Consider the following 22,391-nt stretch of genomic DNA (forward strand, 5'->3'; position numbering starts at 1 on the left):
CTCTTCTATATTCTTAATACCCCTTTGTGCAATCCGAATTCTTTCCATTTGCTGATCGGGCGGTTGTCCGCAGCCAGTCCGCTGTTATTCTCCTCCAGGTTCATCAGGTAATCCATGTAAGCGGCAATCAGTGCGATGTTCTCTGCACGTTCGCTGGTACGGGTGATGCAGTGTTGGAGCACTTCTCCGTTTTTGCTGATGAATCCCGTATCGTAATGTCCTTCCACAAAGTCGGGAGTATCCATGATGGCGCGCAGGTAACTGATGTTGTTCTTTACTCCTGTCAGTTTATATTCGTGAAGCACACGGCGCATCCGTTCGATGGCGTATTCGCGTGTGGTTGCCCATACAATCAGTTTGCCGATCATTGGGTCATAATAGATCGGGATCTCGTAACCTTCGTATACATAGCTGTCGATGCGCACCCCGATGCCGTTTGGCTCCGTAATCTGTTTGATGACACCCGGGCTGGGCATGAAGTTCATTTCCGTATCTTCTGCACAGATGCGGCATTCGATGGCGTGCCCCCGTTGCTGGATGTCCTCCTGTCTCAGTTGCAGCACCTGTCCATCGGCTACCTTAATTTGTTCTTTTACCAGATCTACGCCGACTACTTCTTCTGTGATGGGATGTTCCACTTGCAGGCGGGTGTTCATCTCCAGAAAGTAATAATTGCGGTGCTTGTCCACCAGGAATTCAATGGTTCCTGCGCCGATGTAGTTCACGGCCTTGGCAGCGGCTACTGCCTTTTCGCCCATATCCCGGCGTAGTTCAGGAGTGACGAACACCGAAGGGCTCTCTTCCACAATCTTCTGGTTGCGGCGTTGCACCGAACATTCACGTTCGCACAGATGAATCACGTTTCCATGCTTGTCGCCCAGAATCTGGAACTCGATGTGATGGGGTTCTTCCACAAACTTCTCCAGATAGACCGTGTCGTCTCCGAACGAGGAAAGCGATTCGCTCTTGGCTGTTGTATAGGCTTCGGCCACTTCGTCTGCATGATGAATCAGTCGCATTCCTTTTCCGCCACCGCCCATCGAGGCTTTCAGCATTACCGGATAGCCGATTTGGTTGCAGAGTTCTACTGCTTCCTCAACACTCTTCAGGTTGTCTTGAGTGCCCGGAACTACCGGTACCCCGGCTTCTATCATCTTGATACGTGCCGAGATTTTATCTCCCATCGCCTCCATGGTTTCCGGGTCCGGACCGATGAAGATGATCCTCTCTTCACGGCAACGACGGGCAAAGGTTGCATTTTCGGACAAGAACCCGTATCCCGGGTGGATGGCGTCTGCGCGGCACGACTTTGCCACTTCGATAATCTTTTCTATATTCAGATAACTTTCTTTCGATGCTGCCGGACCGATGCAGTAAGCTTCATCGGCATAGAGCACATGTTTCGCTGTTCGGTCCGCTTCCGAGAAAACGGCAATGCTCGTTATTTCCATCTCCCGGCAGGAGCGCATCACTCTCACGGCTATTTCGCCGCGGTTGGCGACTAAGATTCTTTTAATCATACTCATTTCTCAATTAAATGCATACACATATTTGTGCTTTTCCACCCTGCGGACATACATCCACCCGGTGAAAACACAGTATTTCTACGATTTGGGGCTTAACAACGATGCTCTCTTTCCTAACCCACGAGGAGAGAATGCTCTTATTCATGAATGGCAGGTCTTCTGACTGACTCTACATCTTACCGGACCTTCCCGACAGAGTTTGCTTTTTCTGTCAGTGGTACGAAATTGGCTGATTGATAAGATGCTATACAGAGTTTCACAGCAGCGGGACTGTCCGGGATTTACACCCGATTCCCTTTTAATCTTCATCCGTTGACCACGGATTCCGAACCAATTCGGCGACAAATATAGAGAAATATTGAATAAGATGGATACTTTTTGCACGAAAAGTTCGGTTTTGTGCAATTCCTTTATAGCTTTTTCAAAATAAATGTCATATAGACGGAACACAAACGGACTGCCAATTGTTCTTTGAGTACAATAAACGAGCATAAAACGGAATGAAGTACTAACGAAATATACATACTATGTCACATTTGCCTACCTTGATTGCTGACCTTGCCCTAATACTGATGTCCGCAAGTATCATTACTCTTTTATTTAAATGGCTGAAGCAGCCTCTGGTTCTGGGATATATCGTTGCCGGATTGCTGGCCGGGCCTTATGTCCGTATCTTCCCGACTGTTGGCGATATGGAGAACATCAATACCTGGGCTGAGATAGGAGTTGTCTTTTTGCTTTTTGCTCTCGGACTCGAATTTAGCTTTAAAAAATTGATGAATGTCGGATCGGCAGCGTTTATTACGGCAACAACCGAAGTGATCAGTATGTTACTGATCGGTTTTATGGTAGGACATCTGTTGGGGTGGAGTACGATGAACTCTGTGTTTCTGGGTGGGATGCTGTCCATGTCGTCTACCACGATTATTATTAAGGCTTTTGATGATCTTGGTTTACGCAGCCAACGGTTTACAGGCATTGTATTCGGAACCTTGGTGGTCGAAGACCTGATCGCTATCCTGATGATGGTCATCCTTTCTACTATGGCAGTGAGCAAAGAGTTTGTGGGTGAAGAACTCTTGATGAGTGTCCTGAAAGTTGCTTTTTTCCTGATTTTGTGGTTTCTGGTCGGTATATTCATCCTTCCGTTCTTCTTGAAAAAAGCAAAGCGGTTGATGAATAATGAAACTCTGTTGATTGTCTCTCTCGGGCTTTGCCTGGCAATGGTCGTGCTGGCTACCCGTACCGGTTTTTCGGCTGCGCTGGGTGCTTTCATTATGGGATCTATTCTTGCTGAGACGGTTGAGGCCGAACATATAGAACACATCATACAGCCGGTGAAAGATCTTTTCGGAGCTATTTTCTTTGTATCTGTCGGTATGCTGGTCAATCCGTCTGTTCTGCTTCAGTATGCCTGGCCGGTGGTTATCATTACATTGGTGACTCTTGTGGGTAAATCGATTTTCTCTTCATTGGGAGTCTTGTTATCCGGCGAACCTCTGAAGGTCTCCGTCAAGTCCGGGTTTAGTCTGGCCCAGATAGGAGAATTTGCTTTTATTATCGCAGGATTGGGAGCCTCACTCAAGGTGCTGGACCCGTTTGTTCCTCCGATTATCGTTGCGGTATCCGTTATCACTACCTTTACCACTCCCTATTTTATCCGGTTGGCAAATCCGTTTTCCGAATGGCTTTATAAAGTACTTCCCCCTCAGACCCGTGAATTTCTGGACCGCTATGCTTCCGGCAAGAAGACTGTCAATCATGACAGTGACTGGAAACGGTTACTGAAAACGATTGTCGGGAGAGTGATTATTTACAGTGTCCTCCTTACTGCTATTTGGCTGTTGTCCGTTCAGACCGTATACCCGACGATAAACGGAATGTTTGATTCTCCGGGACGGTGGCTGAGTGTAGTGATGTGCCTGCTCACCCTTTTGCTGATGACTCCTTTTTTGTGGGCTCTTGTTTCAGATAAGTATAATTCTCCGGACGTATTTCTGAAGTTGTGGAATGACGACAATTACAATCACGGGAGGCTGGTAGCGTTGATTCTGTTCCGTGTCTCGGTAGCCGTTTTTTTCATAGCGGGAGTCGTCATCAGTTATTTTAGTCTCAATTACGGGATAGGTATTGTCATAGCTGTTGCCGTGTTGGGACTGATACTTCTTCTCAGGGAGAACCTCACTCAATATTCGCATTTGGAGAACCACTTCCTGACCAATCTGAACGGAAGGGAGGAGGCAGCCCGGAATCGCTATCCGCTGAAGAGTCGTTTCAACAATGAGTTTAGTGATAAAGATATCGAGTTGACCTCCGTTTGGGTATCTCCTTATTCATCTTATATAGGGAGGTCGTTAGGGGAACTTCCTTTCAGGCGTGAGTTTGGTGTCAATGTAGTGGGGATTGTCAGGGGAGAACGGAGGATATACATTCCGCAAAGCGACGAGTGCATTTATCCGCAGGATAAGTTGATCGTGGTCGGTACAGACGGCCAGTTACAGAAATTTCGTTCGGAACTCGATATCCGGCAGGATTTTCCGGACGAAAAGCATGTGCGGCAAGAGGTGACGCTTCACTCTTTCACGGTAGATGAAGAATCTCCGCTCCTGAATAAAAGTATTGCCCAGTCCCGGTTGGTGGAACAGTATGATAGTCTTATCGTTGCCATTGAACGGGAGGACGTGTTGATTTCCATGAATCAAAGTACGGTTTTCCGTTTGGGGGACCTGGTATGGATAGTGGGTGACAGGGAGAAGATCAGACAGCTCCTGATGCGGAAAAAGCATGTGTAAATAAAGACGGGAGGAAACAAAAACAGCTTAGATAAAAATTTTCATTTTGACAGATACACAGCGAACTGTCATTTTGTATTTTTAATACGGGCTGTATTCGTTTCTTTCCGGGCTTCTTTGCGATTGCTCCCGAAAAAGCTGTTATTTTACCATCAGTCAAAATTAAAATGATGTGATCTTGGCTTTTTATCTGATATTATGGATTGATAATCTTTCGGTATAAGAACATTCTGTTGATGTAACTCAACTCTGTTCTCTAAAATGATAGTTACTAAATGCTCCCTCTGAGGTCTCTGATAACTTCAGAAAGCATGCATTTTACCTCTTCTTTTGCTTTATTAATTTCTTCCGGACAAAAGACTAACTTCTTCTGAAGAAAAGACTAACTTCTTACCGGGAAAACATTAACTTCTTTTTCGGAAAGAGTTAAGTCTTTTGGTACGTAAAATAGTATATTTACTCAATATGATACAAATTTCTGTATGTAAATGTCATATCTATGCGTTGTATCCTTCTATTATATAAGTTTTGAATAGAGGGTGTGTTATTAAAAAGAGATAAATAATTTCTTTCTGATCTTAAAATAGAAAGATCTGCGTCTATTTGTGTTTGGATGATTGAAGTCTTTCTTTTCTATGAAAAGTTAGTAGATATTATAATATTATTATTAAATGTAAAAGTTGAGATACCGTTTGTTGATTTCTGTTTTCATTGGCTATATTTGCGTATATCTAAAATATAAAATACTATGAAGTCCATTTTGTTATCTGTTATTTCATTCTTATTAGTCATGAATGTCTGTGGTAAGAATGATGTGGATATGAGAACCTATTTGAAAAAAGTTCTAAGTAATCTTGATAAGATAGAATCAGCTTCTTACCATGAACAATCTCAGTCCTGGCAACCCGGTGATACGATTGCTATAACTAATTCTTTTCGGTTTATTAAAGAATACACTAATCCTTCTGATTCGACTATCGGTGCAAGTTATGTGGCTCTTAACGCCAAAGATACGACGCGATTTGAATTTGGTTATGATGGAAAAGTGAAAATGATAAGTTTTCATGAGCATAAAGGGATTATGATAGATGATTTCACGACCAGAAAACTTCCTTTCAGGTTGGTGGGTCCTCCGTTTTTCTGTTACAGCCGGAATATCATCGGATATGCTTTGAGTACGGGGGATAGCATCACAACCGAATGGAAGGATTTAGGAGAAGCGTATTACTTCAAGTTGGTGATACATGAAGACAGACAGGTTGAATTTTTTGGAAAAGCGTACTACATACCGAAGCCTCCTTTTGACTTTGGAGACCCGACCTCGATTTACGAATTGTGGATTAGTAAGACGAACGGTTTGCCTTATAAAGTACGCAGGGAAATGTCGCATCAGATTGCTGCTACTACTTGTTCGGATGTAGTGTTGAATCAATTGTCGATAGCCGATTTTAACTTATATGATTATTTGCCTCAAGACTATGAGATCCGCAAGTCTGGTGAGAAAAAAAAGACCACTCAACTTATGGCGACAGATCTTGTCGGACAGAAAGCTCCTGACTGGATGTTGAAAGACATGTACGAGAAGCCGGTGGCGTTATCCGAGTTTAAAAGTAAAGTGCTGTTGGTGAACCTCACCGGTATCGGCTGCGGTGCTTGCCATGCATCCATTCCTTTTCTGAACGGATTGAAAGGGAAGTTCGACGCCGGTGAATTTGAAGTGGTTTCTATAGAAACCTGGGGACGTAAACCGCATTCGCTGCGAACCTATGCGGATAAGAATCAAATAAACTATAGATTCTTATGTGGCGATGAAGGCATTGTCAAGTCATACCGGACTTATGGTGCGGCACCTTTCTTCTTTATATTAGATCAGGATCGGGTGATCAGAAAGGTCATCCAAGGATATGGAATGGAGCGGACCGATAAAGAGATTATAGATGCTATCAAAGCATTGTTATGATAAAATGTATTTGCGGTTGAGGGTTACTTCAACCGCAAATCGTATAAACAGGCACGCACTTCTTCCGGGCTGCCGATATGTTTTCCTATGTCATCTGATAGTTTCACGCATTCGCGCCATTCCTGATTCAGGTTCATCTTGCATTGCGATAACTTCATGACGATGTTCGATGGCTTGAATCCCGTATCATTGGTCAGGTTTGTACCGATGCCGAAAGAGCAACGGATCTTTCCCCGGCAATACTTCTGGATATCCAGTGCTTTGTCAAAGTCAAGTGCGTTGCTGAACACGATTGTCTTGGTAGTCGGATCGATGCCTAACTCTTTATAACGTGCGGTCAGCTGATTGATGAACCGGAATTCATCACCGGAATCACACCTCACGCCATCAAACAACTTAGCCTGTTTACGGCTTAGGTTACTTAGAAAGATGGCAGATGTATAAGTGTCGGACAAGGCGATGCCAAGGTCTCCGTCGTATACATTCACCCAATTTTCAAGGGCCATGTAATTGGCATGTTTATAACCGAATTGTGCTCCATGAAACATGAACCACTCATGGGGATGCGTGCCCATGGGCTTCATGCCATATTTCATGGCGAAATGGCAGTTGGAAGTACCGATGCAATAGCGTGCTGTTTGTTTCAAGTGTCCGATGACTTGATCCTGCACGTCGAATGAGAAGCGCCTTCGGGTTCCGAATTCAGAGAAAAGCAGCTGATGCTCGTTGGATAGCTCTGTCTTTTCGGACAGTTTGTACAAGATGTCTTCCATGCTGGCGATATTGCCGGACGATTGATTCTTTATTTCGGAAACGATGGCAAGTAAAGGTACTTCATAAAGCGTTGCTTTATAAAGGTAATCACTGATTTCAATGTTTAGGTGTCGATCCTCGTCCAAACGGACTTCTATTTTTTCCGGTTGGAAACGGAAAGAGGAAAGCCATTCCCAATAGACTCTGGGGAGAAAACGGCAGTTCTTCACCATGTATTCCAGTTCTTTGCCGGTCAGTGCTACGCGAGATAAATGACTGATTTCTGTCTTCAGTCTTTCTACAAACTCATCACTGTATTTGGTTCCATCCCTATCTTTGAAGCTGAAAGTGCCCATTGCATACGGGAATAGTTTGATATAAGCATACGAGGTGGTGAATTTATAAAGGTCTGTATCGAGTATGGTACGAATAATCATTGGATTCTTTTAATTGGTAAAACGATATTTCAGATTTAAATTGTAGGGCGAAGATACTAACAATTGTCCAAAGGTTTAGGTTTTATAAAAGGAAGTTTTTAGGGTATCAGCACTTTATGAATTTTTTTCTTGGCGAGTAGGACATTAGCCTGCTATATTCTATACGGAGTAAAACGCCCGTTATTTCAGTTTTTTTTGTTTAGCGGTTCTCGTTGCATTTCTATAATATATCTTTATTGCATCCGTTGAGTAATATTGCCAGTATGCAAATTCCAATCGTTATCATCTTTTGAGGGGGTGTCGAAACTTCTTTCACCACGGAGTAACACAGAGTATCACAGAGTCTTTTTATTGATAATCAACAACCTAAAATCGTCTCTGTGTTACTCTGTGTACTCTGTGGTGAGTTTTGACACAGTCCCTATAATATGTGTGTGGTAAAAAGGAGAATCTTTTATGTTAGGTTTACCGTTGGATTGTGTATGGTCAGTCCGCCGTCTACTATTATTGTTTGTCCGGTAATGTATCGTGCGTCTTCGGAAGCCAGAAAAGCAATTGTTGCTGCGATGTCTTGCGGCTCTCCCAAATATGGTGTCGCACATTGTCCGAGAAATACATTCCGTATATCTTCATTCAGGTTGTTTAATGCTGCAGGTGTGAGAACCAGTCCCGGGGCTACAGCATTGCATCGTATGTTTTTCTTTCCTGTTTGTGTTGCAATGTATTTGGTCAGATTGATAACCCCTGCTTTACTTGCTCCATAAAGAGTACCGTTTGCGTCAGCTGTAATTCCACTGACTGAGGCTACGTTTACAATATTGCCACCGCCATGTGTGCTCATTATGGGGATAACCAGTTGGGACAGGTACATGGTACAAGATAAATTAAGGTGGAAGGCTTCGTCGAAGTAATCCATATCAAGTGTCTCAATGTCAGTATCCCGTTTAGGATTTGTGCCTCCTACGTTGTTAACCAATACATCTACCTGTCCGTATTCTTTCATGGCAAAGGCGATCAACTCTTTGCAACTCTGCAATTCTGTTGCAGAAAAATAGATCGGGCGTACATCTGCTCCTAAAGCATTAAGTTCGGCTGCAAGTCGTTCTGCTCTTTCTTTTGAATGGTCGGCTATAACAGCTTTCCCTCCTTCGGATACAATGCGGCGTGTGGTTGCTTCGCCAATTCCACCGGCAGCACCTGTGATAACAACTGTTTTATTTTCAAATCTGTTCATAATAGGATTATTTTTGAGGATTATTATCCTCAAAAACAGTTTGTTGGAGAATTTGTTATCCGAATAAACCCTCTTTAGCACCATTTGCCTGACTTTAGCATCTATATGTTTTTACTAAATCTTTATAAGTCTGTTAAATGTTGAAGAAGAAAACCATACTTAGCTATCTCTTTAACACAACCGATTTTAATAATGACAAAGGATAATGCGGTTCTGGTGAACCGAGCTTATTTAATTCTTACCGTCTGCTTTTTTAGTGGACGGCAATGTCTGAAAATGAATAATGAAACTTGTTAATAGTTAACGATGTAAGTGTGAAATGTTAATAAGATGCCGATAACATTAAACCATGTTATAATAGAGGTAGATATTACTCGTAAATTTGCTAATTAGTTGGAAATCGGTATATTTGTATTGTGTTTTTTCATAAGTATTAGATTTAAGGTTAACAAAAGATTGGTTGCTCGGGATGAGTAGCCATTTTTTGTTTTATGCAGTAATGTGGTTTTTCTTTCGATGATATTTATTTCTTAAGTTTCTCTGTTCCCTTGGTAATTTATAGATGATTTTAAGAGCAAAACGGCTTTTATATTGTTATTAGTGCAATATCAGCTATCTATAGGCTTGTTCTATTTACTAATTATTAAAGGAAACATTATGAAAAAGAATCTATTGTTTTTTGGAGCACTTGTGAGTGCTTTTCTGTTGGCCTCTTGTTCGGGTGGAAGCAAGAGCAAAGCTCCTATTGCCAGTACGGCAGATATCGAAAATGCGACAGAAGTAATCAAGTATTATAATACTTCTCTCGGAGTATTGAAAGATATGGTGAAGGAAAAAGATGTAAATGCCGTTTTAGATTATATGGAACAAAAAGGAAAAGTACCGGCTCTTACTGCCATCGCTCCTCCGATAGTTGTTGCAAAAGATTCGGTAACGGTGATGAATCCCGGAGATTGCTTCAATGAAGAAACCCGCCAGAATCTGGTGCAGAACTATACCGGATTGTTTAAGGCGAGAGCAGAGTTTTACGCTAATTTCGATACCTATCTTTCTTACTTGAAAAAGAAAGATGTAACCAAAGCAAAGCAACTGTTGGATGCGAATTATCAGTTGAGCACACAGATGTCTGAATACAAGCAGAATGTTTTTGATATTCTGAGTCCGTTTACCGAACAGGCTGAACAGGTGCTTCTGGCGGACAGCCCGCTGAAAGAACAGATTATGTCTGTACGGAAGATGTCTGCTACGATGCAGAGCATTTTGAACCTGTATGCACGTAAGCATAGGATGGATGGACCCCGCATCGACCTGAAAGTAGCTGAACTTACCAGGCAACTCGATGCTGCCAAAAAACTTCCTGCCGTGAATGGTCATGAAAGTGAGATGAAGTCTTATCAGACTTTCCTTTCACAGGTAGAAACATTTATCAAACAGGTGCAGAAGGCTCGGGAAAAAGGAGAATACAGTGATGCCGATTATGATATGTTGACCAGTGCATACGAGACTTCCATTATTTAGAAATATAGAATGAATATTATACTTTTCGATGGTATATGTAATCTCTGTAACGGGACAGTTGCTTTTATTGTAAAGAGGGATAAAAGAAAGCTGTTCCGTTTTGTTTCAATGCAATCTGAAGCGGGTAAAATTTTGTTGGGCCGGCATGCTGTTGAAAGTAGCAATAAGACTCTCTATTATTTCCGGAAAGGTGATCGTTATTCCAAATCTACGGCTATACTTTATATATTAAAAGATCTGGGAGGATTCTGGCAGTGTTTTTATCCATTGATCCTGATTCCGGTAAAAGTAAGGGATGCATTGTATCTATTGGTTTCCAAATACCGGTATCGGATATTTGGGAAAGTGGATTCATGTGCAAAGCCGGCAAGTTTTTCAGATGAAGAATCTAAAAGACCGGATTAATTTTAACTTATCTAAAAAAAATATATCTTTGTAGCAAAAATGTACATTTTTAAATGAAGAAATATGGATAAAGTAATTATTAATTCTTATGAAGATTTTGAGAAATTAGTGGGACAGCAGATTGGAGTCTCTGACTATCTGGAAGTTTCTCAGGAACGTATCAACCTTTTTGCTGATGCAACATTAGATCATCAGTGGATTCATGTGGATACGGAGCGTGCTAAGGTGGAGAGCCCTTATCATAGCACCATCGTTCACGGATATCTGACATTGTCATTACTTCCTCATTTGTGGAACCAGATTATTGAAGTAAATAATTTGAAGATGATGATTAATTATGGTATGGACAAGATGAAGTTTGGGCAAGCGGTACTGTCAGGTCAAAGTGTGAGACTGAAAGCAAGTCTGCATTCTCTTACTAACTTGCGTGGTGTGGCTAAAGCTGAAATTAAATTTGCGATTGAGATTAAAGATCAGCCTAAGAAAGCACTCGAAGGTATCGCTATCTTTCTGTATTATTTTAATTAAGAAAAGAATATGGCATACACAAGTTATAGAAGACTGTGTATGCCATTGTTTTATACTTCATATTGCTTCGAAAGACAAAAAAATCTTTCCTGTAACATTGGTTACAAATTATTTGTTTTCTGTTCCCGACCTTTGTCCTCTGAATAATAAAAGAGGAAAATATGAAAGATTATAAACTTATGACAGTCGGCCAGATTGTAGCCGATCGTTTTGACCACGCAAAGGTATTCAATAAGTATGGCATTGATTTCTGTTGTAATGGGGATGTCTCCTTGACTGATGCTTGCGGGAAGACGGGGATAGATACAGATTGTTTGCTTGAAGAATTGAAGCAAATAGAATCGGAACAGTCTTTAACTCTTGATTTTAAAAGTTGGCCTATAGATTTATTAGTAGACTACATATTGAAGTTTCATCATCGCAATATCCGTTATCAGGGACCGCAAATTCTCCAGTTGCTTGATCGGGTTTGTGATGCACATGCCGGAAGGCACCCGGAACTTAATGAAGTACGTGAACTGTTTCAGGAATCTTGGATAGATCTGAACAATCATCTTACCAAGGAGGAGATGGTTTTGTTTCCTTATATATATGATTTATTTGATGCGGTGGCTCAACATCATCCTATTCCGGCTTTCCATTGTGGTAGTGTAAGTAGTCCTATTTCGGTAATGATGAGTGAACATGATGCCGAAGGAGAACGTTTTCGCAGGATTTCCGGGTTAACTCATGGATATTTAGTCCCCGGTGATGCTTGTGGTAGTTATAGGCTGCTACTTGAGATGTTGAAGACGTTTGAAGATAATCTGCACCATCACATTCATTTGGAGAACAATATTGTTTTCCCCAAGGCTATAGAGTTACAAGAGAATTGTGAACGAATGTGTTAATTGTTAACGCTTTTGGCACAAAGTATTAACAAAATAGGAGTGAATATTAAACGGTGTTATAATACGGAATATTTTTGATCTGATATTTGCTAATTGATTGAAATTCGGTATATTTGTATTGTGTTTTTTTCATAAGTATTAGATTTAAGGTTAACAAAAGATTGGTTGCTCGGGATGAGTAGCCATTTTTTGTATAAGGCACTTTGGTTACTTATTCTGCAATTAAAATAGGAGGGTCAGAATCTGTATCCTAAGCCGATTCTTAAAGCCGGATAAATGGCAGAAGTTCCATTTGAAGATCCGATATAGCCGACTCCACCTGATAGATCGAATAGAAAATGCTTCCATACGCGACGGAATCCCCAATAAGGGGTGATAACATATATATGGGCTACTTTCACTCCGTTGGTAATAGCTATTGGAAAAGAATATCCAAAATTGGCAGATAAATACCCGCCGGAATTGCCCCAAGTACGTTTGCCATTGCGATGCCTTTTCTTCAGGTTATAATAAAAACGTGGTTCTATGGCTAAATCTCCGGTCACTAAATGATAGTCTTTGGTATCAATATGAAATTCTCGAAGTGATTCCATTTTGAGCTGCAATACTCTTCCAAAAGCATAAGAAGCTCCTGCGCTAAAAATAACAGTACCTTTGGGAGCAAAAGCATATTCATAACTATAGGCCAGTCCGATGCCATTTAAACTGATGCTGTGACCAGAGACGGTTTGGAATTGGGCAGATGCGTCTGGTCTTTTTCGAGGATTGTGCTCAGCACGGATAGAGAGGGCGAATAATGTAAGTAGGATTGTGGTGATAAATAGTACTTTCTGCATATGTTTTCTGTTTTTGGTTTTATAGTTGATTTCTTGATTATAAAGACAGAAACAATACGAAGATTCCCTATTCGATGAAGAGAATAATTTAACGATAAAATACAGAATCTAAAGTTTAGGTAGATCGCTATCACCGTTACTGACCTAAACTTTAGATTCTGTATGGTATTTATTATTTGCGAATACACCTGACGGACAGAGCTCTGTCTACTATGTTACCTTCTTTTATTTCATTAGTAGTATGCAGTAAATAGATTGCTTTATTTGTTTGATTTCCAGATGAATTGGTAGACCAATATACAACAGCTCTGGTTCCCATTGCATAAAATCCATCATCATCTTTATATGCGTATCCTTCCGGCATTCCATTGAATCCCGTAGTGTTAAGTATGGGAAATTTTTTACCACTATTGTCACTAACCCATGGCCCGGATTTCAGTTTAGAAGCATCATTCTTTATATATTGCTTTAATAGTTCCCAATCGGTTTCGGTAGGAATGTTCCATCCTTGGGGCGATAATTTACCTGAAATAACAGCGGTATTATTATAGAAATAAAAACTTTGGGTGGCATCAGTGTATTTACCGGTATAATACCCGGCTTCTGTTGTTGCAAAATCCTTTTTTAAGGTTATTGCTTTACCGTCTGTATAGCGTGTCGCTTCCAAACTACGTCCCATCCAATATTGTGTACCTATCTTTACGATTGTGTAGCTTTTAGTTTCTGTACTTCGGGTATCAGTCAAGACATCTTCTTGCAATCGTACAGATAGCGGATTTTCCGGTTTGGATATTGATATTGAATTATCTTTGGCTATATAGAAATCATTGATAATGCTTTGATTTCCGGGCGTGTAGGCTAATACATTATTATCTTTGTTCCAAGAAACTTTGCCTCCATGAACGGCTGCTGTTTCGTCAAGTAAACAAATTACTATTCCGTTGTTTAAATCTGTTTCTCCATTCAGAACAGGATAGGCAACAATGGCTTGTGAGTCTATATTATCTGCCAATAGATACTCTTTACAGATTTCGGCTACCTGGGTTCCTTCACTAATTGCTTTATAAACATTACTTTTGCTAAATTTTAGAACCGACAGGTGAATTACGCCTGATGTTTCCTGAGCAGAGGTTTCACCTGAATCTCCTTCTGTCCAGTCTTTGATACTATGATCGAAATTGTTAATTTGGATACCCTCGGACGATTTATAAATAATGGCTATGGAACAATTTTTTTCACTGGCTAATTGAAAATTGTCAGGAAAAGGACAACTATAGCTTTTGCCGTCTATGTCTATATTTATATAATGGTTGTCAGCCTCTATTTTTTCAGGTATTAGTATAACTTCTTTTCCTGTCAGAGCATTATTCTCTATTTCCCATTTACCATGAGGTGTGACACTAACTGTTTGTCCCGATGGCTCGAATTGATTGGTAATAAAATCATATGATGCGTCCGAATGGAATCCATTTAATGATAGGGTTGGATTGTCGTTTAAAAGTTCATCTATATCTTCTCCCGGAGCTGGTTTTATGGTGATTCTCAGTTTGCAGAGTTTGTGCTTATACTCCATGGATACCATGTTTTGGCTGGGGGTGATGTCGCTATTTGTTGCGATCATAAAGTCCGAGAGTGAGTGGTTGCTTATAGAACTTTGGTCGGCATGTATTTGGACTTGCATTATACTTTGGTCTTGATTAATACCTGTTTCTTGAAAAGGGTAATAGCTTATAAAATCACATTTACCGTCTCCTTTGGGATAATAGATAGTTTCCTCTGGTTGGAAACCGGTTGCTTGGGAACATGTGAAACGCATATTATCAATGTATCGTTTCTGGTTAATGGCTGATGATTGTGTCAATACATACAGACCAATGGCATCTTTTTCTTGAAATTCATTATTAATAGCGCGCGTGTGGTTGCATAAAATTTGTGTAGAAAGACGGATGGGGATCTCTCCAGGAATATCCACAGGATCTTCTGAAATTTCATTTACGCAGGAAGTAGTAAACAAAAGAGGAATGATTATGAATTTCATCATAATAGATGTAATTGATTTGTTTTTCATGATTTAGTTTTTGGTTTATTTATTTAATTGGGGTTCGTTTTGGTTTATGTAGCAGCAAAACTAATATTATTAATATAATTATCACTATGAATTATGATAATATTTTGTATTTATATAATAATTGTTTAATTAGGTAAGATTGTTACATTATTATATGAGAAAAAAATGAAAGTATAAAAGACATTATAGTTGGGGGAGTTCAGATTGGTATGTATTATTTGTATTGAACATGCTTATTGTAGTGATACCTATAAGCTGGCAAGATGCGAGAATACCTTGCCAGCCTATATTTTTTCAAAGATTTACTTGATTGGAATGTAGATTTCGGTTAATAACTCTTCGGGAGGGGTAGATGAAGGATCATTAAGGTATCTTTCGGCACTGGGTTCATCTCTCAGGGTACACTCCATTTCGGGTAAATATTTGCCGTAAATTGTATCATATACAGCTTGTAACTGATCGTATGAACCCTTGTATAGGAAGGTTGCATAGCGTCCGGCAGGTAATTGTTTGAATCCGACATTTCCTTTGGGAGTTGCACTTATTGGTAACAACATACATACATCGGTACGAAGCTTATCAGTTGGGGTCACTTTAGGGTCATCATGGTAAATACAAAGAGGGGAAGGATCTCCCATCGGAAGATTTTGTTCTTTCACAAACTGAATCAGACGCATCCATGTACCTGAATAGTCATTTAGTTTATAATCACCGAAGAGGCGGATATAAATTGCATTTCGTTGCGGGAGTTCTCTGATTTCCTTTTTCAATTCCAGATCCGGTTTGATAATGGCTGGTTTCATAATTACAAAGTTTTTATTATTACGATATTCTGTTGGTGAAATACCATACATCTGCTTGAATATTTTGGAGAAAGACGACGGAGAAGCATATCCGATCCGATAGGCAATATCGGATATAGAAGTTGATGAATAACGTAATAAGCGTGCTGCCGCTTCAGTTCGTGTCCGGACAATAAAGGTACCGATAGGTTCACCCAAAAACGCTTTCATGATGCGGTGAAAGTAGAAAGGGGAGAAATGGGAAATCCTGGCCAATGATTTCAGATCAATTTCTTCACCTAAGTGGAGATTGATATAATCTACTACTGCATTTACACATTTCTGATATTCTTCTTGCGTTGTCTTTTTTCCTTCCATGATTCAATTGGTATTTCAATGTTGCAAAGATAGGACGAAAAGAAAGAGAACACTTGTCCGATGTTGCTGAATACAAATATAAATGCTACCAATCAATTTCTTCTACGCCTCTGCTTCGTAAAAAAGCATTAGCTTTATTCTATTTTGACATTCATCGCATTGAGGTAAGATTTGATCTCTACAAAGAGATTAAAAAATCAGGAATAAACTTCCGGATACATTATTCTTCTGTCTCAATTCTGAATGTTTTATCAGAGGATCCTACTCTTTAATCATTGTCAGCAACATCTTAAACCTTTCAATAGCTGTCAGTGCATGCGGTGCGTTGGCTGGAAACACGATACTTTCTCCGGTTTTTACCGTAAATTCCTGACCGTTTACTATCATATTCGCACTTCCTTCCAATATTTGTACCAAAGCATCGAACGGGGCACGATGCTCGCTAAGTCCTTCTCCTTTGTCGAACGAGAATAGAGTGATATTCCCCGCAGGACTCTTGATCAACTGTTTACTGATAATTCCTCCTTCGGAATATTCCACTAATGAAGGTAGATGGAGTACGGCTCCCTTTTTAAAAGACTGTTCCATATTCAATATTGTTTTTTGAGTAGATACGAAGATAGAACGTTTGAAGAAAAAGATTGTTTATCTGTTTTTTTTACCTTTGCCGCATATTCATTATTAAGTCATTGATTTTCCGAATGAAACTCTGCATATAGCTACGCCCAACGAATAGCTCCCGATTTATAAAGCTATTTAGCTATCGGACAGATGCTCCGGTGTCTTTCCCCGAGTTTTTTATATCCGTTTATTTACCCGTTACGTACATATAGGTACAACCGGACTATCCAGTCCGTCCTTTATTTGCGGGTGTCATCGTAACATTGTCTTTTTCAGGTAGAAGCATAAATGATCGTATACATGTCCGTCATAAGTCGTTTCCGCTTCGTGAAGGATACCTTCGTATACAAATCCGTGCCGTTCCAGCAAATGTCGGGAGCGGGTATTATGCGGATAGCAGTTTGCCGAGATCAAATGCAGCCCCAGTACGTTAAATCCATAATCCAATACGACGTGTGTTGCTTCCGAAGCTATTCCTTTTCCCCAATGGCACTCCTTCAGCCAGTATCCTAACATGCGTGTCCGGGGATTCTCCCGTTTGGGATCAGGAATAATGCCGATAGAACCCACCAGGGAATTGTTTTCTTTCAGAATCACAGCAAAGACTCCTTCATTTCCCATAAATACCGTATGCAGGATTTCTTTGGAGTCTTCGATACTTTTGTGAGGTTCCCAACCAGCGTTATTTCCCAAATTCGGGTTCTGGCAGCATTCAAAGAGTTCCTGTAAGTCCGTTTCCCGGAAAGGGCGGAGAAGGAGGCGTTTTGTTTCTAAAATTTTGGTTTCCATTAGATTATAATTTGTATCTGGAGAACAATAAAATTGGATTCTTCTGCAAAGATGGTCTTTTTATTTCTAATCTTGCACGGTTTGTGTTATTATCCTCTCTCTTCACCCCCTTTTTTTACTATTTCTTCATTCTTTCTTTTATGATTTTGGGACATAATTATCCAAATTTATGTCATTAGATATAGGCATACTTTTATGTCATGGATTTATAAAACATCTTTCAATACATCTCATACTTTTGCAGGCAGATTTCAATAGTTATTAAAGAAATTAATAGGTAAAAGAGGTTTTATAAACTAAGGAAAAGAGGATATCTACTAAAAAATATCCTCTTTAAAAGAAAGTAGCTATACACAATAATAATCTAACAGAGAAACAATGATGAATTCAAGAAAAACATTTTTTATTATTTTCATTTGTGCATTGACAATGACCGGATGCGATACACAAGAACAAACTACTATAGATGGTGGCTTAACTTTGAAACGGGCTATACAAACACTTGACTCCATATATGCAAATTATTCAGTATCAGGAACATGTTTATTGCGAGAGAATTATCCTTCCAATGTGAGCGACTACACAGCTATGTATTTGGCTTCTGAAGAACAAAAGGAAATCCCCAATCAATATTCTTACTTGTGGCCTTATTCCGGGATGTTTTCCGCTGTAAATGCACTATTGTCAGTAACCGGAGATAAAAGCTATAAGACATTGCTCGACAACAAAGTGCTGCCTGGACTTGAAGAATATTTAGATACCAGTAGAAATCCTACGGGTTATGCTTCCTACATAAGTACAGCTCCTCAATCCGATCGTTTCTATGATGATAATATCTGGTTAGGTATTGACTTTACAGATGCTTATCTAAATACAAAAGAAGAAAAATACCTAAAGAAAGCACAGCTTATCTGGAAATTTGTAGAGAGTGGAGCTGATGACAAATTAGGTGGAGGTATCTATTGGTGTGAACAAAAAAAAATATCTAAAAATACATGTTCTAACGCACCGGCATCAGTCTTTGCATTAAAAATGTTCAAAGCTACCCAAGACAGTTCTTATCTGATAAAAGGGCGGAGACTATATGAATGGACAAAAAAAAGGCTGCAAGATTCAACGGATTATTTATACTTTGATAACATCTTTCTGGATGGGAAAATTGATAGATCTAAATATGCCTACAATAGTGGACAAATGATGCAGTCTGCCACTTTGTTATATCAATTTACCGGTTATAGAAGTTTTTTGAAGGATGCTCAAAATATAGCAGAAGCATGTTGTAACTATTTTTTTTATAAATTTTATACCGGAAGAAGGAGAAGCTTTCAAACTCCTCAAAAAAGGAGATGTATGGTTCACCGCTATTATGCTGAGGGGATTTATTGAACTTTATCTAATTGACCATAATGAGAAGTATATCAACACTTTCAATCAGAACATGGATTACGCTTGGAGACATGTACGTGATAAAAAGGGATTTTTCGATACTGATTTCAGCGGTAGAACACATGATGACCGTAAGTGGCTGTTAACGCAAGCTGCTATGGTGGAGATGTATGCTCGGTTGGCAATAATTAAATAAATATAAACATTTATTAAAAAGAATTTGTATGATAAAAGAAAACTCTTCTTAACTCTATTCCTCCTGTTTACATAAACAAGGAAATGTCAGATGTTGAAAAATAAATGTCTTTTTAATCAAAGTTAGTATTATGAAAATAAAAAAACACATTTTAATACCTCTAATGGTATTGCTACTTCTTGGAAGTATGGAAGCGATGGCTGCTATAGAGTAGGTCATACAAGTAAAAGGTAAGGTTATAGACAATATTGGCGAACCCATAATCGGTGCCAATGTGGTTGTAAAAGGGACCATAACTGGAGTGATTACTGGTATAGACGGCAGTTTTGCCATTGATGCTGTAAAAGGTTCTACTATTGCAGTATCTTTTATCGGTTATTTATCTAAGGAAGTGAAAGTAACTGGTAACTTTTTAAATATTACATTAGAAAACAATGCGGAATTGCTGGATGAAGTAGTGGTAGTGGGCTATGGTGTACAAAAGAAAGCCAACCTCACGGGCGCTATTGCCACAGTGGGGGCGAAGGAACTTGAAGACCGTCCCGTGACAAATGCTGCTGCTGCGCTTCAGGGCAAGATAGCCAACTTGAATATTTCCAATGGAGACGGTGGTCCTGGTAAGAAGGCATCGTTCAATATCCGAGGTTATGCCGGACTGGGTGCAGCCTACAGTCCACTGGTTATCATAGATGGTGTAACGGGTTATTTCGATGATTTGAATCCCAATGACATAGAGACGTTGACTGTATTGAAAGATCTGCTGCAAGTGCTATCTACGGTGCACAGGCTGCCTACGGTGTCATACTGGTTACCACTAAGTCAGGTAAGAAGAATGAAAAGACTGTCATCAACTATAACAATAATTTCTCGTTCAACAGTCCAACGGTACTGCCTAAAACAGCCGGTTCATTAGAGTTTTCCAGACTTTTTAGAGAAGCTGACATCAATGGAGGCGGTAGTGGTATTATTGATCTGGAGACGATGGAACGTATTGAACAATATTATTATGATCCGACCAGTATTCCCAACAACGTGCCGCAACGAGGATAATCCGGACCGTTGGGCTGATTGGGGAGACGGACGTTCAAATGCCAACGAAGACTGGCAAAAAGCTATGTTCAAAAATAACCAGCTCAACCAACAACACAACATCTCAATTCGGGGTGGTAGCGACAAGACTACATACGTCATGTCTCTGGGATATTTGAAAGACGAAGGCAAACTGAGATATTACGATGATCATTATCAACGTTACAATGCGTTGGCCAAAATCACGACTGACGTGACGAAGTGGCTGACCGTGGGCTTAAATGTGCGTTATTCACACGAAAAGAGTGTATCTCCCGCTTACGGCATGAATCCGGGGGGCAGTGTCAACGACATGATTGGTTGGACACAAGTAGTGTGGCCTACTATTCCTGTACGTGATCCTAATGGACATTTCTCTCCGGCCGGACGTATGGTATTCATTGCCGATGCCAATCCCCAGACCTCATACACCGATAACTTCTGGGGCACTGCTAACGTAGTCATCAAGCCCCTGAAAGGTTGGACTATCAATGCCGACTTCACCTACAACAAATGGATGAACAAACGTAGTTACTCCAAAGGCCTCATTTATTCCTACTCGGTGAGCAACGAGCCTTACCTTGAAGGTGGATTTGGATCTGAAGATACGCGTGTATGGCAGGAATCTAACAATGATGACTTCACATCAATGAACGCTTATACTACGTATGAAAAAGAGTTCAAAGGACACAATTTCAAGATAAGGCCGGTATGCAGTCGGAATATAAAAAGAACTTTGGTCTTTACGCCAATAAAATGGGGATGGTATTACCGGGCCAACCATCCATCTCTACCAGTACAGGAAAGATAGAGGCTTGGGACTCTCTGGATCATTATGCTACTCTCGGTTTCTTCGGTCGTTTCAACTATGACTACAAGAGCCGCTATCTCTTTGAGTTCGACTTGCGCAGAGACGGTTCTTCACGTTATGCCGAAGGACACCAGTGGGGGACTTTCCCTGCTTTTTCCGCCGGTTGGAATATAGCTAAGGAAGCTTTCTTCGAACCTTATACTTCGATACTTTCCGAATTACGTTTAAGAGGATCTTGGGGAGAACTGGGCAATATGCGGGGAAAAAATTACTAGTATATCTCTACTGTACCTTATAACGCTACGACCGATTATATTATGGGTGACAAGCGAATCAGGGCTTTTGGTGCTCCTAATATGATTGCCTATAACACATGGGAGAAGAATCGTACATTGGACTTTGGCGTTGACATCGCCGCACTGAACAATCGGCTTACTATGTCGTTCGACTGGTACAGAAGAGATATTATCGGACTTATTACAAAGGGTGTCACCTTGCCAGCCGTGTTGGGTGTAAATTCTCCTGATACGAACAATGCCGATATACGTAATGAGGGTTGGGAACTGACACTCGGATGGAGAGACCAGTTCTCGCTCGCATCTAAATCATTCAACTACAGTGTATCGTTCAATCTCTCTGATTACCAAGGAACTGTTTTGAAATATTCAAATCCCAAAGGGTTGATATATGACTACTACGTAGGTAAGAAGATGGGGACTATATGGGGGTATACCACCGATCATATAATGACCGATCCTGCTGAAGCGAAAGCCATTAACGATTCTGGTGTACAGAACAAGTTTGGTGGTGACTGGGTTGTAGGTGACATCAAGTATGTGAATCTGGATGATGATCCTAACATTAACGACGGAAATCAGACGCTGGAAGACCATGGAGACCTCTCTATTATTGGTAATGATACTCCCCGTTATAACTTCGGTTTCGGTTTCAATGCAGACTGGAACGGCATCGACTTCTCAATGTTCTTGCAGGGAACCATGAAACGTGACTTATGGCTGGAAGGTCCCGTCGCTTTTGGACTCGGAGGCGGGCAATGGGGTTCCAATGTATGGAAAAACACACTGGACTGCTGGCGTGAGGATGGAAGTAATCCGGATCCATGGTTACCAAGACTCTATTTGTGGAGCACCAGTAAGAATTTGCAGAAACAGACCCGTTACATGGATACCGGTGCTTATTGCCGCCTGAAGAATATTCAGTTGGGATATTCGTTACCGGGAGCTATTATTAGTAAGATAGGACTGGAAAAAGTACGCATTTACTTCAGTGGAGATAACCTGCTGACTTTCTCCGGTATCAACGAGAACTTCGATCCCGAAGCTCCGTGGGGCGGTGCATATCCAATCTCCAAGTCCATTTCCTTTGGTGTTAACGTTACATTCTAAAACTCTA

General features: G+C 40.5%; 14 protein-coding genes, 2 pseudogenes and 1 riboswitch. Of the genes and pseudogenes, 8 read left to right on the top strand and 8 right to left on the bottom strand.

Annotation, left to right across the window (positions count from 1 at the left end; translation table 11 throughout):
- Positions 1 to 5: 5 nt before the first annotated feature.
- A complete protein-coding gene (gene accC / locus FDF36_RS12135) occupies positions 6 to 1,520 on the bottom strand; it encodes an acetyl-CoA carboxylase biotin carboxylase subunit (RefSeq protein ID WP_220391491.1) in 1,515 nt (504 codons plus the stop codon).
- Positions 1,521 to 1,658: 138 nt separating this feature from the next.
- Positions 1,659 to 1,876, bottom strand: a riboswitch (cobalamin riboswitch).
- 177 nt (positions 1,877 to 2,053) lie between these two features.
- On the opposite strand from accC, the gene FDF36_RS12140 reads away from it, so the two are divergent.
- Together FDF36_RS12140 and FDF36_RS12145 are read left to right on the top strand one after the other, a co-directional pair.
- Complete coding sequence (locus FDF36_RS12140; RefSeq protein WP_220391492.1) at positions 2,054 to 4,318, top strand: monovalent cation:proton antiporter family protein; 2,265 nt, start codon at positions 2,054 to 2,056, stop codon at positions 4,316 to 4,318.
- Between the two features lie 748 nt (positions 4,319 to 5,066).
- On the top strand, positions 5,067 to 6,278 hold the full coding sequence (locus FDF36_RS12145; protein ID WP_220391493.1) for a TlpA family protein disulfide reductase: 1,212 nt from the start codon (positions 5,067 to 5,069) through the stop codon (positions 6,276 to 6,278).
- 23 nt (positions 6,279 to 6,301) lie between these two features.
- On the opposite strand, the gene pncB is transcribed toward FDF36_RS12145, so the two are convergent.
- Both pncB and hdhA read right to left on the bottom strand, forming a co-directional pair.
- Positions 6,302 to 7,468, bottom strand: a complete 1,167-nt coding sequence (gene pncB / locus FDF36_RS12150) for a nicotinate phosphoribosyltransferase (RefSeq protein WP_220391494.1) — start codon at positions 7,466 to 7,468, stop codon at positions 6,302 to 6,304.
- A gap of 454 nt (positions 7,469 to 7,922) precedes the next feature.
- Entirely contained in the window at positions 7,923 to 8,702 is a 780-nt protein-coding gene (gene hdhA, locus FDF36_RS12155; protein ID WP_220391495.1) for a 7alpha-hydroxysteroid dehydrogenase, read from the bottom strand.
- 657 nt (positions 8,703 to 9,359) lie between these two features.
- Here hdhA and FDF36_RS12160 point away from each other — a divergent pair.
- The 4 genes from FDF36_RS12160 to ric all read left to right on the top strand — a co-directional run bounded on the left by FDF36_RS12160 (position 9,360) and on the right by ric (position 12,043).
- The gene (locus FDF36_RS12160) at positions 9,360 to 10,220 is read left to right on the top strand and encodes a DUF6845 domain-containing protein (RefSeq protein ID WP_220391496.1); all 861 of its coding nucleotides are present in this window, start codon (positions 9,360 to 9,362) and stop codon (positions 10,218 to 10,220) included.
- Between the two features lie 9 nt (positions 10,221 to 10,229).
- Entirely contained in the window at positions 10,230 to 10,625 is a 396-nt protein-coding gene (locus FDF36_RS12165; RefSeq protein WP_220391497.1) for a thiol-disulfide oxidoreductase DCC family protein, read from the top strand.
- Positions 10,626 to 10,688: 63 nt separating this feature from the next.
- Entirely contained in the window at positions 10,689 to 11,153 is a 465-nt protein-coding gene (locus FDF36_RS12170) for a MaoC family dehydratase (protein ID WP_005775901.1), read from the top strand.
- Between the two features lie 161 nt (positions 11,154 to 11,314).
- Positions 11,315 to 12,043 (top strand): iron-sulfur cluster repair di-iron protein, encoded by a 729-nt coding sequence (ric, locus tag FDF36_RS12175; RefSeq protein ID WP_220391498.1) that lies wholly within the window; start codon positions 11,315 to 11,317, stop codon positions 12,041 to 12,043.
- Between the two features lie 236 nt (positions 12,044 to 12,279).
- Here ric and FDF36_RS12180 read toward each other — a convergent pair whose 3' ends face one another.
- The 5 genes from FDF36_RS12180 to FDF36_RS12200 all read right to left on the bottom strand — a co-directional run bounded on the left by FDF36_RS12180 (position 12,280) and on the right by FDF36_RS12200 (position 17,517).
- Positions 12,280 to 12,879, bottom strand: a complete 600-nt coding sequence (locus FDF36_RS12180) for a hypothetical protein (protein ID WP_220391499.1) — start codon at positions 12,877 to 12,879, stop codon at positions 12,280 to 12,282.
- A 172-nt stretch (positions 12,880 to 13,051) separates the two neighbouring features.
- Positions 13,052 to 14,947 carry a fimbrillin family protein gene (locus FDF36_RS12185; protein ID WP_220391500.1) on the bottom strand — a complete coding sequence of 632 codons (1,896 nt, stop codon included), beginning with the start codon at positions 14,945 to 14,947 and terminating at the stop codon, positions 13,052 to 13,054.
- Between the two features lie 302 nt (positions 14,948 to 15,249).
- Complete coding sequence (locus tag FDF36_RS12190; protein WP_220391501.1) at positions 15,250 to 16,107, bottom strand: AraC family transcriptional regulator; 858 nt, start codon at positions 16,105 to 16,107, stop codon at positions 15,250 to 15,252.
- 261 nt (positions 16,108 to 16,368) lie between these two features.
- The gene (locus tag FDF36_RS12195; protein WP_220391502.1) at positions 16,369 to 16,695 is read right to left on the bottom strand and encodes a cupin domain-containing protein; all 327 of its coding nucleotides are present in this window, start codon (positions 16,693 to 16,695) and stop codon (positions 16,369 to 16,371) included.
- A 285-nt stretch (positions 16,696 to 16,980) separates the two neighbouring features.
- Positions 16,981 to 17,517 (bottom strand): GNAT family N-acetyltransferase, encoded by a 537-nt coding sequence (locus tag FDF36_RS12200; protein ID WP_220391503.1) that lies wholly within the window; start codon positions 17,515 to 17,517, stop codon positions 16,981 to 16,983.
- Between the two features lie 381 nt (positions 17,518 to 17,898).
- On the opposite strand from FDF36_RS12200, the pseudogene FDF36_RS12205 reads away from it, so the two are divergent.
- Together FDF36_RS12205 and FDF36_RS21470 are read left to right on the top strand one after the other, a co-directional pair.
- Positions 17,899 to 19,099, top strand: a pseudogene (locus FDF36_RS12205) (glycoside hydrolase family 76 protein).
- Between the two features lie 217 nt (positions 19,100 to 19,316).
- Positions 19,317 to 22,384: pseudogene (locus tag FDF36_RS21470) on the top strand (SusC/RagA family TonB-linked outer membrane protein).
- Positions 22,385 to 22,391: the final 7 nt, after the last annotated feature.

It is taken from the genome of Bacteroides fragilis (genome assembly GCF_019583405.1).
GTDB classification, from domain to species: Bacteria; Bacteroidota; Bacteroidia; order Bacteroidales; family Bacteroidaceae; genus Bacteroides; species Bacteroides fragilis_B.